Annotated in this window: 3 protein-coding genes and 1 rRNA gene; 2 read left to right on the forward strand and 2 right to left on the reverse strand. The window is 63.5% G+C overall.

Annotated features, from left to right (window positions below; all coding sequences use genetic code 11):
• Positions 1–600: ribosomal RNA gene (locus I71_RS39085) — 23S ribosomal RNA — on the forward strand; the annotation flags it as partial.
• Positions 601–624: 24 nt separating this feature from the next.
• Positions 625–798 carry a hypothetical protein gene (locus I71_RS39090; RefSeq protein WP_199902332.1) on the forward strand — a complete coding sequence of 58 codons (174 nt, stop codon included), beginning with the start codon at positions 625–627 and terminating at the stop codon, positions 796–798.
• Positions 799–875: 77 nt separating this feature from the next.
• Here I71_RS39090 and I71_RS34670 read toward each other — a convergent pair whose 3' ends face one another.
• Together I71_RS34670 and I71_RS34675 are read right to left on the reverse strand one after the other, a co-directional pair.
• On the reverse strand, positions 876–1,421 hold the full coding sequence (locus tag I71_RS34670; protein ID WP_042704849.1) for a fasciclin domain-containing protein: 546 nt from the start codon (positions 1,419–1,421) through the stop codon (positions 876–878).
• A 155-nt stretch (positions 1,422–1,576) separates the two neighbouring features.
• On the reverse strand, positions 1,577–3,094 hold a 1,518-nt coding region (locus tag I71_RS34675), incomplete at its 5' end, for a potassium transporter Kup (protein ID WP_042704850.1).

Consider the following 3,094-nt stretch of genomic DNA (forward strand, 5'->3'; position numbering starts at 1 on the left):
GTCAACTCCGATACCGTGAGCAGAGCGCGGCAGACAGACGGTGGGTGCTAAGGTCCATCGTCGAGAGGGAAACAGCCCAGACCGCCAGCTAAGGTCCCCAAATCACGGCTAAGTGGGAAAGGATGTGGGAAGGCCATGACAACCAGGAGGTTGGCTTAGAAGCAGCCATCCTTTAAAGAAAGCGTAATAGCTCACTGGTCTAGTTAAGCCGGCCTGCGCCGAAAATGTATCGGGGCTCAAGCCGTGTACCGAAGCTGCGGATGTGATCCTTGTGATCACGTGGTAGCGGAGCGTTCCGTAAGCCTGCGAAGGGTGGCCGTGAGGTCGCCTGGAGGTATCGGAAGTGAGAATGCTGACATGAGTAGCGACAAACAGTGTGAGAAACACTGTCGCCGAAAGTCCAAGGGTTCCTGCGCAAGGTTAATCCACGCAGGGTGAGCCGGCCCCTAAGGCGAGGCCGAAAGGCGTAGTCGATGGGAACCACGTTAATATTCGTGGGCGCCGGGACCGGGCAAGCCGCTCGATCCCAACATGTCGCAGCTGGTGCTGAACCGGGCCGTGGCGTTGGCGTTGGCCGGCGACGGCAACGGGCTTAATCTGCTGAAGAAGGATTTCGAGGGTGCGATGAAGGGCGGGCCGAACGAGGATGCATTCCGCATTCTGACCCGCCCCGAACAGGCGATGGGCCTGATCGACGTCGGCACCATCCGCTCCCGCGTTGCGGAAGTGGATATGTTCAAGAAGTTCCTGAAGGAGTATCGCGGGGGCAAGCAGACCCCGGAAAAGCCGACGTCCTAAGGCGGCCGGGCCTTCAATGGGGGGATACTCGGGCCCAGCTCCCGCGCGTTCGCCTTTGCTCGTTGCCTGTTAAGGCGTTACTTGGGCAGCAGAACCTTGTCGATGACGTGGACGACGCCGTTGGACTGCGGCACGTCGGCGATGGTGACGCGGGCCGTGTTGCCGGAGGCATCGGCGACCATCACGGCGTCGCCTGACTGGGTGAAGGTCAGCGGCATGCCTTCCACCGTCTTCAGCATCGCCTTGCCGTTGCCCTTCCTGATGTCCGCCACGATGTCCCTGGCGTCCAGCTTTCCGGGAATGACGTGGTAGGTGAGCACCTTGGTCAGCTGGCCCTTGTTCTCCGGCTTCAGCAACGTGTCGACGGTGCCGGCGGGCAATGCCGCGAAGGCCTCGTTGGTTGGGGCGAAGACGGTGAAGGGACCCTTGCCGTTCAGCGTGTCGACCAGCCCGGCGGCCTTCACGGCGGCGACCAGGGTGGTGTGGTCCTTGGATTGGGACGCATTCTCCACGATGGTCTTGTTCGGGTACATCGGTGCGCCTCCGACCATCTTTTCCATGGCGGCATTGGCGCAACCGGCAAAAAGAAGGGTGGCGATCGCCACGGTGGCAACCTTCTTCATAGCATTCCCTCTTGTCGGTGAAGGTCCGCTTTGCGCGGACACACCAGCGTTACGGGGCAGGCTTTCACTCGGATCACCGGTGTTTTTGCAAGTCCTGCCGATTTTTCCGCTGCGGAGGGGGTAATGCTTCGGTGATACTGCGCCCTGCCGCCCGGCTACAACTGTACCTGGGTGCCGAGTTCCACCACGCGGTTGGGCGGCAGCTTGAAGAAGTCGGTTGCGCTGACCGATGTGCGGGACATCACCACGAACAGCCTTTCCCGCCACAGCGCCATCTGAGAATTCATCTGCGGGATCAGCGTCTCGCGGCCCAGGAAGAAGGAGGTCGCCATCACGTCGAACTCCAGCCCGAAGGCCTTGCACAGCCGCAAAGCCTTGGGAATGTTCGGCTCCTGCGAGAAGCCGTAGCGCACGGTGATGCGGTAGAAGCCATCCGCCAGCCCCTCCACCAGCACGCGGTCCTTGGCGGGAACGCGCGGTACGTCGTCCACGACCACTGTGACGAAGACGATGCGCTCGTGCAGGACCTGATTGTGCTTCAGGTTGTGCAGCAGGGCGATCGGCACGGTGTTGGAACTGGAGGTCATGAAGACCGCCGTGCCCTTCACGCGGTGGATGTCGCCCTTCTTCGCCTGCCGTTGGATGAAGGCATCGAGTGGCAGCGATTCCTCGGCCAGCCGCCGGGTCAGAACCGCGCGCCCGCGACGCCAGGTGGACATCAGGCCCAGCGTGACGCAGGCGATCACCAGCGGCACCCAACCGCCATGGGGAATCTTCACCGCGTTTGCGGCGAAGAAGGAGATCTCCACCGTCAGGAAGGAGGCGCCGATTGCGAAGCAGAGCGGCAGGCTCCAGTTCCAGCGGCGGCGCGCCACGACCAGGAACAGGCTGGTGGTGATGATCATGTCGCCAGTCACCGCGATGCCATAAGCGGCGGCGAGACGGCTGGAGGACTGGAAGACGAGCACAAGCCCCAGGACCGCGGCCAGCAGACCCCAGTTGGCGCGGGGGATGTAGATCTGCCCCTCCTCCTCGTTGGAGGTATGGCGGATGTCCAGGCGGGGGCAGAGACCGAGCTGCACCGCCTGTCGCGTCAGGGAGAAGACGCCGGAGATCACTGCCTGGCTGGCGATGACGGCCGCGGCGGTGGACAGGCCGATCAGCGGATAGAGCGCCCAGTCTGGCGCCAGCAGATAGAAGGGGCTGCGCACCGCCGTCGGATCGCTGAGCAGAAGCGCGCATTGGCCCAGATAGTTCAGCAGCAGCGCCGGCAGCACCACGGCCAGCCAGGCCACCTGGATCGGACGGCGGCCGAAATGCCCCATGTCGGCATAGAGCGCCTCGCCGCCGGTCACCGCCAGGACGACGGCCCCCAGCACCAGGAATCCGGCGATCCCATGCTCGGCGAAGAAGGAGATGGCGTAAAACGGGTTGAAGGCGACCAGCACGCTGGGTTGCCGGATCACCTCAAGCAATCCCAGGATGCCGAGCGTGGAGAACCACACCAGCATGATCGGGCCGAACAGCGCGCCGACACGCGAGGTGCCGTGGCTCTGGATGGCGAACAGGGCGATCACGATGGCGACGGTCAGCGGCACCACCGCTGATTCGAGCGCCGGTTCCGCCACGCCCAGCCCCTCGACCGCCGACAGGACCGACATGGCCGGGGTGAT

The organism is Azospirillum sp. B506 (genome assembly GCF_000333595.1).
Lineage (GTDB): Bacteria > Pseudomonadota > Alphaproteobacteria > Azospirillales > Azospirillaceae > Azospirillum.

What these genes read in the sequence shown, in the direction of transcription:
- I71_RS34670 (WP_042704849.1), bottom strand. Translation starts at nt 1,421, where the DNA reads ATGAAGAAGGTTGCCACCGTGGCGATCGCCACCCTTCTTTTTGCCGGT.
- I71_RS39090 (WP_199902332.1), top strand. Translation starts at nt 625, where the DNA reads ATGAAGGGCGGGCCGAACGAGGATGCATTCCGCATTCTGACCCGCCCC.